Origin of the sequence: Actinoplanes octamycinicus, assembly GCF_014205225.1 — a bacterium.
GTDB classification, from domain to species: Bacteria; Actinomycetota; Actinomycetes; order Mycobacteriales; family Micromonosporaceae; genus Actinoplanes; species Actinoplanes octamycinicus.
Genome location: NZ_JACHNB010000001.1, coordinates 6,690,698 through 6,703,845, shown reverse-complemented (window position 1 = coordinate 6,703,845; position 13,148 = coordinate 6,690,698). Strand labels below are relative to the sequence as shown.

11 protein-coding genes are annotated in these 13,148 nt (G+C 73.4%); 4 read left to right on the top strand and 7 right to left on the bottom strand.

Annotated features, from left to right (window positions below; genetic code table 11):
* Positions 1 to 124: 124 nt before the first annotated feature.
* The 4 genes from BJY16_RS29830 to BJY16_RS29815 all read right to left on the bottom strand — a co-directional run bounded on the left by BJY16_RS29830 (position 125) and on the right by BJY16_RS29815 (position 3,709).
* A complete protein-coding gene (locus tag BJY16_RS29830) occupies positions 125 to 1,234 on the bottom strand; it encodes a hypothetical protein (protein ID WP_185042870.1) in 1,110 nt (369 codons plus the stop codon).
* On the bottom strand, positions 1,234 to 1,752 hold the full coding sequence (locus tag BJY16_RS29825; RefSeq protein WP_185042869.1) for a SigE family RNA polymerase sigma factor: 519 nt from the start codon (positions 1,750 to 1,752) through the stop codon (positions 1,234 to 1,236). The genes BJY16_RS29830 and BJY16_RS29825 overlap by 1 nt, the downstream gene beginning before the upstream one ends.
* Before the next feature lie 371 nt (positions 1,753 to 2,123).
* Complete coding sequence (locus tag BJY16_RS29820) at positions 2,124 to 2,426, bottom strand: hypothetical protein (protein WP_185042868.1); 303 nt, start codon at positions 2,424 to 2,426, stop codon at positions 2,124 to 2,126.
* Positions 2,423 to 3,709: a S8 family peptidase gene (locus BJY16_RS29815; protein WP_185042867.1), complete on the bottom strand. Its 1,287-nt coding sequence runs from the start codon at positions 3,707 to 3,709 to the stop codon at positions 2,423 to 2,425. The genes BJY16_RS29820 and BJY16_RS29815 overlap by 4 nt, the downstream gene beginning before the upstream one ends.
* A 252-nt stretch (positions 3,710 to 3,961) precedes the next feature.
* On the opposite strand from BJY16_RS29815, the gene BJY16_RS29810 reads away from it, so the two are divergent.
* Positions 3,962 to 4,858: a hypothetical protein gene (locus BJY16_RS29810; protein WP_185042866.1), complete on the top strand. Its 897-nt coding sequence runs from the start codon at positions 3,962 to 3,964 to the stop codon at positions 4,856 to 4,858.
* A 27-nt stretch (positions 4,859 to 4,885) separates the two neighbouring features.
* Here BJY16_RS29810 and BJY16_RS29805 read toward each other — a convergent pair whose 3' ends face one another.
* Genes BJY16_RS29805 through BJY16_RS29795 form a run of 3 tightly spaced genes read right to left on the bottom strand, consistent with a single transcriptional unit; the run spans position 4,886 to position 9,438 of the window.
* Positions 4,886 to 7,819: a helix-turn-helix transcriptional regulator gene (locus BJY16_RS29805; protein ID WP_185042865.1), complete on the bottom strand. Its 2,934-nt coding sequence runs from the start codon at positions 7,817 to 7,819 to the stop codon at positions 4,886 to 4,888.
* Positions 7,820 to 7,831: 12 nt separating this feature from the next.
* Complete coding sequence (locus tag BJY16_RS29800) at positions 7,832 to 9,196, bottom strand: helix-turn-helix domain-containing protein (RefSeq protein ID WP_185042864.1); 1,365 nt, start codon at positions 9,194 to 9,196, stop codon at positions 7,832 to 7,834.
* Positions 9,193 to 9,438 carry a hypothetical protein gene (locus BJY16_RS29795; RefSeq protein ID WP_185042863.1) on the bottom strand — a complete coding sequence of 82 codons (246 nt, stop codon included), beginning with the start codon at positions 9,436 to 9,438 and terminating at the stop codon, positions 9,193 to 9,195. Before BJY16_RS29795 ends, BJY16_RS29800 begins: the two co-directional genes overlap by 4 nt.
* Positions 9,439 to 10,187: 749 nt before the next feature.
* On the opposite strand from BJY16_RS29795, the gene BJY16_RS46620 reads away from it, so the two are divergent.
* The 3 genes from BJY16_RS46620 to BJY16_RS29780 all read left to right on the top strand — a co-directional run bounded on the left by BJY16_RS46620 (position 10,188) and on the right by BJY16_RS29780 (position 13,145).
* Positions 10,188 to 11,558: an FHA domain-containing protein gene (locus tag BJY16_RS46620; RefSeq protein WP_203759133.1), complete on the top strand. Its 1,371-nt coding sequence runs from the start codon at positions 10,188 to 10,190 to the stop codon at positions 11,556 to 11,558.
* Between the two features lie 124 nt (positions 11,559 to 11,682).
* Positions 11,683 to 12,321, top strand: a complete 639-nt coding sequence (locus BJY16_RS29785) for a hypothetical protein (RefSeq protein WP_185042862.1) — start codon at positions 11,683 to 11,685, stop codon at positions 12,319 to 12,321.
* The gene (locus tag BJY16_RS29780) at positions 12,318 to 13,145 is read left to right on the top strand and encodes a sugar nucleotide-binding protein (protein ID WP_185042861.1); all 828 of its coding nucleotides are present in this window, start codon (positions 12,318 to 12,320) and stop codon (positions 13,143 to 13,145) included. Before BJY16_RS29785 ends, BJY16_RS29780 begins: the two co-directional genes overlap by 4 nt.
* Positions 13,146 to 13,148: the final 3 nt, after the last annotated feature.

Sequence of the window (13,148 nt, the reverse complement as noted above, 5' to 3'; positions counted from 1 at the left end):
CAGGATTCGGACGCTGCCGGGCCGGCCGGGGGCTGACGACAGCACCCGGACGCTCCCGGGCCGGTCGAGGGTCGCGCCACGCGAGCTGCGGGCGCGCGGCGACGCCGGCTCGGGCGCGACCGCTTCAGTCCAGCAAGGGCTGCCAGTCCTCGGCGTCATCGCAGGTGCCGAGGGTGGCGTTCTGCAGCATGCGGTCCAGGTCGGCCTCGGTGATCTGGGCCCTGTCGCGGACGTGCAGGGTCGCCACACACCCACCGAAACGGACGATCATGTCCGCCCCCGGTTCCGGGCTGTCGAAAAGACCGTTGGGCCGCGGCAGGTACCACACCTCCGCCCCATTGATCTTCTCCGGCTTCTGGCCGTCCAGCTCGTGCTGATAGTTCAGCCAGTCCGGGCTCTGCGAGCCGACCTGCAGTGCGAGGGCCGTCACCGCGTCGCGTCTCGGGAAATAGGACAGGTCCGGTCCCTTCTCCCCGTCATAACCGAGCTTGAAGGACGCGCCGAAGCCCCCGGTCTTCGACGGATTCCCCGAGGCCCACTGGATCTTCAGTCCGGGCGGCACCCAGCCGAGCCGGATCGGCGCGATCGCGTCGGAGGCCTCGACGATCCGCACGTCGCGGGCCACCGCCACCAGATCGTCGCGCTTGCTGGGGCCGAGCGTGCCGACCAGCACCCACATGCCGGTCTCGTCGCGCCAGCCGACCCACGAGCCGTCGAAGTTGGAGTTCTCGGCCCCGACGTGCAGCTGCGGGACGTACCAGCCCTGGTGCGCGCCGATCGTTACCGGGGTCCCCTTTCTCAAGGTCTCCGGGTCGAAGGCGCCCGGTTCGAAGGCGAGCACCTCTCCGCCGGGGTTGAGCCCCGCCTCACCCGGATGCTTCGCCTGCACGTCACCGATGTTGCGGACCGTCACGTGCTGCCCGGTCGCCGTGCTCTCCCGGTTGAGGATCATGAACGGGGAGCCGTCGGCCAGGGCGATGCTCGTCTGAGCGGGGGTGCGGGTGACGGTTCGCCCCGCGGCAGGCGCCGGATCCGGCGACGGAGACCGGAGGACGAAGGGGCTCACGCCCGCCGCGACCGCTACTGCCGCGCCCAGCGCCACGCCCCGCGTGATCGTGCGGCGGCGGCGCAGGCGAGCCGCCCGCCCCCGCACGTCAGGCAGCAGACGACCGTCCGCCGGGGTGTCGCCGGCGTGCCGGTCCAGGGTTTCCCGCAGGTCTTCCAGAGTCCGCATCACAGTGCTCCCCCATGAGCGATGGCCGGATATCCGGCGGAGGTGTCGACCAGTTCGATCCGAAGGGTGGCGAGGGCCCGGCTGGCGTACCCACGCACGGTGCCCGGGCTGCAGTTGAGCACGTCGGCGATCTCCTGGTCGCTGAGGCCTTCGTAGTAGCGCAGCACGATCACCGCGCGCTGCTGCCTGGGCAGGGTGCCGAGCAGATGCCACAGTTCGTCGTCGGCGACCTGATGAGCGGGCGTCACGGGCGCGTGCGGACCGTCGAGATCGCGTTGCTCCAAAGGGACGAAGGAGAGTCGGCGGCGGCGCCGCAGCAGCGACAGGAACTCGTTGGTCACCATCCGGCGGACGTAGGCGTGCGGCTCACCAGCGGAGGTGATTCTGGGCCATTTCAACATCGCCCTGGCCAGGACCTCCTGGACGATGTCGCGGGCCTCCTCCCGGTTCCCGCTGAGCAGCATCGCGTAGCGCAGCAAGGCGGGTGACCGCGCGGCCGCGAACTCCTCGAACTCCATGCATTTCCTCCCCCGTCGGGTGCTCGTCGTAGAGAACACGCCCGGGGCGCGGGATCCGCTGTGCGCGGAGCCCGCCGCGGGAAACGTTCACGCGCGGTTTCACCGAGCGACACCGAGGCGGCGCGTGGCCGGGGCCGACAGCGCGCCGAGGCGGGAACTGAGCGCACGGCGGAGGGCGGAGCGGAGGTGCAGCGGTGGACGGCGCCGGGTGCAGCGGACGGCGGAGCCGGGGGCGCGGCGGAGGGCGGAGCGGAGGTGCAGCGGAGGGCGGAGCCGGGGGCGCGGCGGAGGGCGGAGCCGGAGGCGCGGCAGAGGACGGGACCGAGGACGAAGCCGGGAGCGGTGCGGCACAGGCGGCGGCTCCGGAGCGGTCAGGTGACCTGTCTCGGTTCGTCGAGGAGGATTTTTCGTACGTCGGAGCGGGCTGCCATCTCCAGTATCTGATCCCTGCTGAGCGTGACCACCACCGCGTTGGTGAGCGTCAACCCGCGCGCGCCGGTCACGCCGAGCCGGTTCAGGTGCTCGAAGACGCCGGCCTGCGCGTCGTGCACCTGCTCGGCGAGCCCGGCCAGCCCCGCCTCCCCGGCCGCCACGGCGTGCAGCTCGATGACGACCGGCACCCCGCGATCCCCCTCCACCCGGAGGATCGCGGGGTCCACCTTGTCGGCGCTCACGCCGCCTTGCCCAGGATCGGCAGCATCGCGGCGAACGCGTTCACCAGGCCGTACCCGGTCTCGTTCGGTCCGTAGGAGAGCCGCTCCGCGGTGTCCTCGAGGAGCTTCTTGACCACCATCGGCCGGATCCCGGGGTTCTGCTCGATCACCAGCGCGGCGACCGCGGCCACGTGCGGGGTCGCCATCGACGTGCCGTTGAACGAGGCGAACCCGCCGCCGAGCACCGACGAGACGATGTCCACGCCGGGACCGGCCAGGTCCGGTTTGGTCAGTCGGATCGGGCTGCCCGGCCCGACCCGCCCGCTACCCGGTCCGATGCTGGAGAACGCGGCCAGCTGCTTGCCCTTGTCCACCGCTCCCACGGTAATCACCCGGCGGGCCGCCCCGGGGTGCCGGATGTTCAGCTGCCCGGTCGGCGCGCCCACGTTGCCCTCGTTGCCGGCCGCGACCACCACGGTCACGCCGAGCCGGGACGCGTTGTCGGCGGCCTGGCACAGGATGCAGTCGGCGTCGTTGCACACCCATCCGTGGAAGATCTCGCTCCAGCCCAGGCTCAGGCTCGCCACCTGCGCGTTGCGGCGGACCGCCTGCTCCAGGCCGTCGACCACACCGGCCGGCGTGCCCATGCCGGCCGCGGTCAGCACCTTGATGTTGATCAGGTCGGCCTGCCAGGCGACCCCGCGGTAGACCGCGTCGTTGCTGGCGATCGTGCCGGCGCAGTGGGTGCCGTGGTCGCCGGGCACGCTGACCGGTTCGCCGGCCGTGCTGAACTCGTCGACCACCTTGCCGGACAGCGCCGGGTGGCTGCCGTCGATGCCGGTGTCCAGCACCGCGACCCGTACCCCGGACCCGGCGGTCCGGAATTCCTCCCAGGCCTCGCGTGCCTCGATCACCGCGACGCTCTGATCCATCGCGGTCACCTTGTCGAGGCGTTCCAGCCGGACCAGCTTCACCTCGTCGAGCTGGGCCACCTGCTCGATCTGGGCCGGGGTGAGCTCGGCGGTGACCGCGTTGGTCAGCGTGTGCCGACGCGCGTTCACTCCGAGCCCGTCGATCCGGTCGATGATCGGCTGCTGGCTGGCCTGCGCCTGCAATTGCAACTGCTCCAGGCCGGCCGGGCCGCCGTGGCCCTCGGGCGCGGACAGCGCCTCGTGGTGCGAGATGGTGACCTCGAACTTCTGCCCCTCGGTGACCTCGGTCGCGGCGAATCCGCGTACCCGGGCCCGTGCGGTCTCCGCGCCGATCGCCTCGACCAGCCGCGGCTCGAACTTGTCCATCGACATATCGGTTGTCCTTCCCCTCTGCCAGGAAGAGAGCCGGTGCCGGACCGGGCAGATACATCGGCGGCTGTCGCAGATCCGGCAGCGCCACGGACCACGATCGGCGTTAGCCTCAGCACGCTCAGTGAGCCAAGCGATGACACGCCCAACGACCACGGAGCGATGACACGCCCAACGAGCGCGAAGCGAAGAGACGCCCCAACGAGGACACGCGCAACGAGCGCGAAGCGAAGTGAGGACGAGGAAGGATCCGACATGGACGCTCTGGCCGGCCGTCTGGCCGCCGAGACCGACATCCGCACCCTGCAGATGAGCCAGTATCTGCAATATCTGGATCAGCCGCCGGACACCCCGGCGTACGGCCTGCAGCCCGACAGCCGCTTCCACCTCGGCGACCTGCGGGTCGACCTGGCCGCCGGCGAGCCGCTCGGCGAGGTCGGATTCCAGAACTGCGTGCCGGCCGCGATGGCCCTGCTCGCCCAGTCCTGGTACGCGGCGGCGAAGGAGCAGTACACGCCGACCCTGGAGGACACCCTCAAGATCTACGAGAAGGTGTCGCCGTTCCACCGCGGGACCCGTGGCCGCGACCAGCACTCGACCGTTTCCGGTCGGCGCAAGGCGCAGAACGACTTCGGCGCCAGCCTGCTGCTGGCCCTGAAGCTGTGGGTGAACCAGGAGCGGCCGCTGGCCGGCCTGCTGCCCGACGCCCGCGCCTTCCTGGAGATCGAGCCGCGCAACCTGGACCAGGTCCGCGAGGCGGTGCTGCGGTTCGGCGGCGTCCTGATCGGCCTGGCCCTGCCCCAGTCGATCAAGGACGGCAAGGGTGTGCCGCGCGACGCCTGGTACGTGCCCGGCTACGGCCCGGTCTACGACGCCACCCCGGGCAGCCTGTCCAGCCACTGCGTCGCGATCACCGGGTATTCGCAGCGGGAGTTCTTCTGCCTGAGCGCCGGCCGGGTTCGCCGGTTGTCACCGGAGTTCCTGCTCACCTACGCCGAGGAGGCCTACACGGTGGTGCAGCCGTCCGCGCTGGAGGGCAACCCGCCGCTGCGCGAGCAGCTCACCCAGGACCTGTTCGAGCTGCGCACCTCGGACCGCCCGGGTGCGATGCCGGCCTTCAACCACCGCTGGCGCGGCGGCAACATCATGTGATCAGGCCGGCAACAAGCGAAGGCAGCCTCAGGAAGCCTGCCCCCGCTTGATCAGCGCCGCCTCCCACCGGTTCGCCGCGCCGAGCTTGGCCAGGATGTTGGAGACGTGCACGCTCACCGTCTTCTCCGCGATGTCCAGGCTGCGGGCGATCCGCCCGTTGGTGTAACCGAGCGCGATCAGGTCGAGCACCTGCGTCTCCCGCGGCGTCAGCCCCCAGTCCGCGCCGTCGTCGCCGGCCGGTGGCGCGGCGTCCGGCTGGAGCGAGACCCCGGCCATCGCGGCCATCGCGTCCAGCTCGCGGATGAGCCGCCGGGCACCGAGCCCGGCGGCCAGCCGGGCCGCCGTGGTCAGCTCCCGGTGCAGCGCGGCGGTCGCCCCGCGCCGCAGCAAGCAGGCCGCCAGCCGCAGCCGGGCCTGCGCCTCCGGGTACGGATGGCCCAGTTCCGCCCAGGTCCGGGCGACCTCGCTCCAGGCTTCCTCCTGCGGCTCGCCGCGGATCCGTCGCAGCTCCGCCTCGGCCACCCGGGCGAGCGCCTCGGCGACCGGCAGCGCCCGCCCGCCGCTCGGTGCCCGCAACGCCGCCAGGCTCGCGTCGGCCCGCTCGGCGAGCAGGCTCGCCCAGGCCTGCCAGCGTTCCCGGGTGGCGTGCTTGGCGACCGCCTCGCCGGCCGCCTGCAGCCCGCAGACCGCCAGTCGCAGCGCCGGGAACACCCCTTCGCCGTCGCCGAGTTTGGCCAGTCCCTCGTCGACGGCCCGGCGCGCGGCCCGCCAGTTCCCGTCGGCGATCTCCAGCGCGCCGAGCGCCGCGTACACGTGCCCGACGAAGTCCTGATCGGTCTTGCCCGCCGAACCGCTCATCACCCGGTCGAGGATGTCCCGGGCCGCGCCCCGCTCGTCCCGGGCGACGAACACCTCGGCCCGGACGTACTGCAGGTAGAGCGGCAGGTCGTCGGCGGCCTCGTCGGGCAGCACCTCGCCGATCAGCTTCTCGATCTCGTCCCAGCGTCCCAGGTCGAGCAGGATGTCCGCGGCGTTGCCGACCAGCACCGTCCCGGTGGTCATCCGCATCCCGAAGCCGGCCGCCAGGTCACAGCCGCGGCGGGCCAGTTCCAGTCCCTCGTCGAGCCGGTTCAGCATCTGCAGGCAGTAGGACAGGTTCGTGTACGCCCGCAGGATGTTCTCCTTGCTGTCCGTGCTCTCGGCCAGCGCCAGCCCCTCCCACAGCTGCTCCACCCCGGCCTCCCGCTCGCCCAGCAGGAACCGCACCGTCCCGAGGGTGACCAGCAGGTAGCCGCGTTCGACCGGAGCGGTGGCGACGGCCAGCGCGGCGGTGCCCTCGGCGAGCGCCTGCCGGTAGTGGCCGCTGAGCATCAGCACCCGGGCGAAGGTGGCCCCGGCCCGGGCCTGCAGCGGCGACTGCGGCACCCCGTCCAGCAGCGCGATCGCTTTGCGCGCCGAGTCGACCGCCCCGGGTGTGTCGTGCGCCCGCCAGCGCAGCCGGGCCAGGTGCTCGTGCAGCGCCGCCAGGACCTGCGGGTCGCCGTCGACGCCGACCACCTGGATCGCCTCGCCGGTCAGCTCCACCGCACGCTGCGGGTCGCCGGCGTAGTCGAGCACCTCGGCGGCCTCGTCCAGCAGCCGCGGATAGGTGGTCTCGCAGAGCTTGAACGCGTCCGGGACCCGCCGCCACAGTTCCAGCACCCGGCCGTACTGCCGGCGGGCCTCGGCGTAGGCGTGCACCACCGCCGCCGACCGGGCCGCCCGCAGCGTCCAGAACAGCGCGTCGTCGTCCTTGCGGCCGTGGAACCAGTGGTGCGCCAGCTCGGCCTGGACCACCGGCGACGCGTCCGGGCCGGCCGTGGCGGACAGCGCGGCGGCCACCGCCCGGTGCAGTCCGGCCCGCTCGCCCGGGAGCAGGTCCTGGTAGAACGTCTCCGCGGTGAGCGAATGGCGCAGCTGGAACCGCTCCTCGGTGGTACGGACCAGGACCTGCCTGGCCACCGCGTCGCGCAAACCGGACCGCAGTGCCGGACCGGGCAGTCCGCTGGCCGCTTCGAGCAGCGCCCCGGACACCGGGCGGCCGGCCGCCGCGACCACGCCGACCACCTGCTGTCCCTCCTCGGACAGCCCCTCGACCCGCATCATCAGCAGGTCACGCAGGTGGTCGGGGACCGGGCCGCCGGGGTTGCGCTGCTCGGCGGCGAGGATCTCCTGGGCCAGGAAGGCGTTGCCGCCGGACCGCTCGTGCACCTTGGTGATCACCCGATCGGAGACCGCGCCGCCCGACGCGCGCAGGAAGACGCCCAGCTCGGTCCGGTCGAACCGGTTCAGCTCCAGGTAGCCGGTGCCGCGGCCGCGGATCAGCTCGCCGATCACCACCCGGTGCCGGGAGTCCTCGTCCAGCTCGTCGGTGCGGAAGGTGCCGGCCAGCAGCACCGGGACGTGCCGCAGGTTGCGGCTCAGGAACAGCAGCAGGTCCAGCGACGAGGTGTCCGCCCAGTGCAGGTCTTCGAGCAGCAGCACCAGCGGCCGCTGCCCGGCGAGCCGGCCGAGCATCTCCAGGAACAGCGAGAACAGGTGCGCCCGGGCCAGCTGACCACCCTCCCGCGGGTGACCGGAATCGGTCAGCGCCGGGATCAGCGCGGACAGTGCCGCCTGCCCGCCACCGGCGCCCTCGACCAGGGCCGCCGCGCCGACCTCCGCCTCGACCGCGTGCATCGCGGCCAGCCACGGGCTGTAGGGCAGCTCGCCGGCCCCGACCGACACGCAGGCACCCCGGGCGACCAGCAGATCGTGGCCGGCGCACCGGGTCTCGAACTCGTCGAGCAGCCGCGTCTTGCCGACCCCGGCCTCACCGGCGATCAGCACCGTCCGCGGATCACCGCGGGCGGCGTCGTCGAGCGCCTCGGCGAGGGCGGCCAGCTCCGCCGCCCGCCCCACGAAGCCTTTCCAGGCTGCCATACACAGCAGTATTTACTGCCCGGACAGCTCCGGGAAGACGTGCGCGAGCTGCGCGCGGCTGGTGACGCCGAGTTTGCGGAACACCCGGCCGAGGTGGAACTCGACGGTCTTCGGACTCAGGAACAGCCGGGCCGCGGTCTCCCGGGTGGACACTCCGGTCGCGACGATCCGCGCCACCTGGTACTCCGCCGGGGTCAGCCCGGTCGGCGCGCGCCCGGCGCGACGCTCGTCGGTGCCGGTCAGCTCGCGTTCGGCGCGCTGTGCCCAGGGCACCGCGTTGAGCCGGGCGAACCCGTCCCGCGCGGTCCGCAGCTGGTTGCGCGCCGCCCGGCGGTCACCGTCGCGGCGCAGCCTTTCCCCGTACGACAGGTGCACCCGCGCGTTGTCGAACGGCAGATCCATCGTGGCGTGCAGCCGGGCGGCCCGGGCGAAGCAGTCGTTGGCGCCGTCCCGGGCGGTCAGCCCGAGCACCCGCCACGCGTTCGCGGCGATCGGCGCCGGCGCCGAACTGGTCAGCCCGCGCAGCGTGTACAGGTCCTCGTCGCTCAGTCCGCGGTCCCGGATCAGCCGGCATTCCAGCAGGTCGGGAAGGAACTCCGCGGCGACCTCCGCCGGTCCGGCGAGGTCGCCGGGCCGGCACGCGGCCAGGTCCGCGAGCAGTTCCAGTCCAGCACTGACCGGATCGATCCGCTTCGGTACGCCGGGTCCCGCCGCGAGTCCGGCCTCCGCCTCCCGGTGCGAGTCGGCGGCCGCGCCGGACCGGCCGCGCAGCACACCGAGCAGCAACCGGGTGTGATGGGCCCGCGCCGCCACCGGGACGTTCTCGGTCAGCCGAGCGAGGGCGAGCGCCTGCTCGGCGTCCGCGGACGCGGCCGCCAGGTTGCCGGCCCGGGCCAGTGCCCAGCTGCGCAGCGCGAGCACGGCCGGCAGCCGGACGATCACCCCACCGGCCCAGAGCCGGCTCGCCGTCGTGGCCAGTTCCCGCTCCGCCCGCCGGAACCGGCCGAAGGCCATCTCCCGCCGGGCGGCCGCGACCGACTCGTCGACGCCCACCTGCGCGGCGGGTGCCGGTTCGCCGGTCGCGGCCGCCCGCCGCAGCAGCTCGGCCGCCCGTCCCGGCTCCCCCGCGAGCTGCGCGTCGGCGGCCGCCAGGGTGAGCAGCCGGCGCTTGCCGGTCGGTGTCACCTCGGCGGCCAGTTCCAGGGCGGCGGCCGCGGCGGCGTGCCCGGTCGCGCCGCGGGCCAGCGTGGACAGGTGCTCCAGAATCTCCGCGGTCGGCCGCTCGGCCAGCGCCGCCCTGCTCGCCGGGCGTCCTTCCGGGCGCTCGGTCAGCGCGGTCGTGCTCGCCGGGCGCTGCGTCAACGCGGGCGCGGTCATCGCGCGCCGCCGAAGTGTGTGGCGATCACCCGGCGGGCCCAGGCCATCCGGCGGACCGCGTACTCGGGCACCTCCCCGTAACAGGCGGCGACCTCGGCCGCGCACCCCCGGGACCCATGGCACAGCCGGACCATCGCCCGGACCACCGACTCGACCTGCTCCCGCCCCGGCCGCGAGCCGGTGGCCAGCGCGCTCACGAAGAGCGCATCGGTGCGCGCCACGGTCAGCATCGTCGCGGACATCATCTGCTCCCCCCACCGTTTCCGGTTTCCGGTCCAGACTCGGCCGCGTTCCGCGCCGGACGTTAGGAAGGTCTGCCTAGCCACACCGCCGACACCTCCCTAGGCCACCGGTCCGGCCTCCCTAGGCCGATCGGCCCGGCACCGCCCCCGAACCGCGTACCCGCAGGTGGAGCCGGATCGAACCGTGATCTCGCCGCCCGGCCCGGACGGCGACAGGCGACAGGCGACAGGCGACAGGCGACAGGCGACAGGCGATCATTGACGGGTGCCCGGCGTCGTCCGCCCGAGCCGGGCTGATGGCGGTCCTGGACCTCGGCGTGCGGCGCGTCGGAAGCGGCAGGGCATCCTTCGGTCACGGCGCGTCAGACGACCGCTGACCGGAAAGGTGGTGTGACGGGCCCGCCCACGACAGGCCCGTCACCGATCCCCTCCCCATCCCCAGGAACGGGCCGGACGGGGCCAGAGCTTGGGGCGTCGACCCCGACCGGTGCAGGCCATCCTCCCGTCGCCCGCTCTCGATCCGCTATCGACTCCCTGTCACCGTCCGATTGAGGACAGGCTGCCGCCGCCACCTCGGATACGCTGCGCGGTGGCCGGCGCGGAGCGAGCCGGCGTGCCCCTCACCCAGGGCGGCCAGGCCGCCGGCTCGACCGAGCCGTTCCCCGACACCGCGGGGTGGTATCAGAACCTGGCGCCGGGCTGTCTTACCCGGGAGACAGGACACGGGGATTTCCCTCGGGGAGAACGTCATGGCGCGACGATCGACCAGCGGCCCGGACGCCGCCGCAACCCGGATCCAGCCGGCCGCTTCGGCGATCGGAACCGGGCCGGCGACCATCACCGTCGCGGGCCGCCACCATTCGCTGGATTCCTCCGGTACGACCATCGGCCGTGACTCCACCTGCGATGTCGTGCTGCCCAGCGACCTGGTCAGCCGCCGGCACGCGGTCATCCGCAGCCGTGGCGACCGATTCGAGATCGAGGATCTGGGATCGTCCAACGGCACCCGGGTCAACGGCGCCCCGATCCACGGCACCCACCCGTTGCGGCCAGGCGATCAGATCGAGCTGGCCGATACCAGAATCAATTTCTCGTACGCCGGAGAGCCGCCCGCGGAAAGCGAATCGCTGCGCCAGGAACTGCGCCAGGCCCCCGGTTTCGGGGTCCGCGCGTTGTTCCTGGCGGTCGCCGGCTCGGTCGTCGGCACGGTGATCCCGGCCGCGCTGAACAGCGGCAGCTGGGGCACCCTGGCCGGCGCGACGATCGGCCCGGTCATCTCCACGGTCTTCTCCACCAAGTACACCGGCGAGAAGGGCCGGGTCCGGGTCGCCGCGATCGTCCTGCTCAGCGTGGCCGCCCTGGTCATCACGGTGACCGGCTTCACCCTGGGCGACAAGGCCACCGGCGGGTCGGTGGTGCCCGGGGCCGGCGACCGTACCGGGACCTTCCCCGATCTGATCGAGGAGAACCCGGGCAAGGGCGGTGACCCGGACCCGGCGCCGACCGACCCGGCGGTCGTCGAGCTGTCCGCCGTCCGGTGCGGCAGCGCCACCGTCGGCGAGTCGCGGGGCTGTCCGATCGCGACCGTCCGCTACCACGGTCCGGACCGGCTGCACGTGACCGGCGTCGAGATGCGCGGCGACGCGGCCGGCGACTTCACCGCCGGCGGCGACTGCGCGGACCGCTGGCTGGATCCGGAGGAGGCCTGCGAGATGACCGTGACGTTCCGGCCGTCCGCCGAGGGCGACCGCTCCGCCACCCTGGTCGTGCACCAGAACCTGCCGAGCCCGGAGGACGGCACCACCGCGCAGGTCACCGGCACCGGGACGGCCGGCTCCACCGGCGGCGGGGACGAGTGCCTGTCCGGTTTCGTGTGGCGGGAGGCGATCGCCGGCGACCACGTCTGCGTCCCGCCGGAGACCCGGGACCAGGCCCGCGCCGACAACGCCGCGGCCGACTCCCGGCGCAGCCCGACCGGCGGCGACTACGGCCCGGACACCTGCCTGTCCGGCTACATCTGGCGCCTGGTCACCCCGTCGGACCTGGTCTGCGTCACCCCGGAGACGCACGACCAGGTCGAGGAGGACAACAGCCTGGCCGCTTCCCGCCGCGCCGGCTGAGAGCGGTCGGCGGGTGACCGTCGTGGTCGCGGCGGGGCGGATCGGCGTACCGGCACATCGGCGGTCCGGAGGGAAAGCGGTCCGGCGCGTGGCAGCGGCCGCCGGGCATGACATGCTGGCGCGTGTGAGGGGGCCGTTCGCGGAGGCGGTGCGGATCGGGGCGGACGGGGTGACGCTGGCCTGGCCGCGGTTCTCGCCTGAGGTGCGCTATTCCGGCCGGTTCATCCCGTGGTCGCGGGTGCGCGACATGGACCCGGAGGCGTTCCCGCCGGAGCTGCGGCTGCGCAACGGGCGGACGGTCTTCCTGGCCCGGGCGCACGCGGCGGACCTGGCGGCGGCGCCGGTCAAGGTGCGCAAGCGGGTCGATGTGTGGGGCGCGTTGCTGGAACCGTTCCTGGACACCGAATACGGCGCCGAGACCGACGCGATCTGCGCGCACCGGCTGCATTCCTGCGGATTCAGCGACCGGGAGATCCAGCGGATCCGGCGGCGGGTGCGCCGCAGGATGACCACGATGACGTTGCTGACCTGGGAATGGGGCGGATATGGGCACAGCGACGTGCTGCTCGCGACGTCCCGCGCCCCGGGTTTCGCCTATCGCCGGTTCCGCCGCTGGGCGGACGCCATCGCGGCCCGCGGCGAGCGATCCCAGGGGTTTCGCGGCGAGCAGTCGCGGAGCGGGCCGTTCCGGGAGGAGCGATCTCCGGATGAGCCATTTCGGAGTGCGCGATTTCGAGGTGGGCGATTTCGGGGTGGGCGATGAGGATGCTGGTCGTCGGGGGTAGCGGGCTGCTCGGCCGAGAAGTGGTCCGGCAGGCGCGGATCGCGGGTCACGAGATCACCGCGACCTTCCGCAGCCAGCCCATCGGATCCGGCGGACGTCGCCTCGACATCCGGGACCGGGCCGCGGTGCGCGCGCTCGTGGCCGCGGTCCGACCGGAGGTGATCGTCAACGCGGCCTATCAGCAGGCCGACTGGGCGGCCACCGCGGACGGGGGCATGCACGTCGCGGCCGCGGCCGCCGCGACCGGCGCACGCCTGGTGCACGTCTCCAGCGACGCGATCTTCTCCGGACGGGCGGAGTCCTACGACGAGGCCGCGACGCCGGACCCGGTCACGCCCTACGGTGCGGCCAAGGCCGCCGCCGAACTCGCGGTCCGCGGCCTGGTTCCGGACGCCGCTGTGGTACGCACCTCGCTGATCATCGGCGGTGGCCGGTCGGTGATCGAGCGCTTCGTCCGGGAGCTGGCCTCCGGGGAGCGGACCGGCGCGCTGTTCTCCGACGACATCCGCTGCCCGGTGCACGTCACCGACCTGGCCGCGGCCGTGCTGGAGCTGGCCGCCGCGGCCCGCCCGGGGGTCCACAACGTCGCCGGCCCGGAGGCGATCTCCCGGCACCGCCTGGGGGTGTTGATCGCCCGCCGGGACGGCCTGGACGAGTCCGCGCTGCCGGTCGCGCTGCGCGCCGGGAGCGGCCTGCCGGGCGCGCTCGCCGTGCGGCTCGACTGCGCCGCCACCCAGGCCCGGCTGGTCACCCGGTTGCGCGGCGCCGGCGAATTCCTGGCCCCGGCCGTCACCGCGGCGTAACCG